Annotated in this window: 1 protein-coding gene; it reads left to right on the top strand. The window is 70.3% G+C overall.

The annotated features are described in order from the left end of the window. Positions 1-370: alpha/beta hydrolase (locus AOK15_RS43155; RefSeq protein WP_478078821.1), on the top strand; the 370-nt coding region annotated here is incomplete at both ends.

Genomic DNA, 370 nt, shown 5'->3' with positions numbered 1-370 from the left:
GCGCAGCGCTCAGGACCATGTGGTTCCGGCCGCCGACTCCGCGCGTGTGCTCGGCCGGGTGTCGTCCACGGACGTCACGGAGATCCTGCTGGAACACAGCCACCATGTCGCGACGTTGGACCACGACGCCCTTCCCGTGCTCCGGCACCTCGTCCCCAGCACCAGGGGGATCACCGACGACATCGCCAAGGAGGGCGTCACGGAGCTGGGGTACGACAAGGTGCCCCTGCACGCGGCCCACTCCCTGCGGACGTTCCTGCGGCTGGTCGACGGTGACCTGCCCCAGGTGACGCAGCCGTTGCTGCTGTTGCGCAGCGCTCAGGACCATGTGGTTCCGGCCGCCGACTCCGCGCGTGTGCTCGGCCGGGTG

The organism is Streptomyces ossamyceticus, assembly GCF_001418475.1.
Classification (GTDB): domain Bacteria; phylum Actinomycetota; class Actinomycetes; order Streptomycetales; family Streptomycetaceae; genus Streptomyces; species Streptomyces ossamyceticus.
The sequence above is the reverse complement of the archived record's forward strand: the minus strand, read 5'-3'. Positions and strand labels throughout refer to the sequence as shown.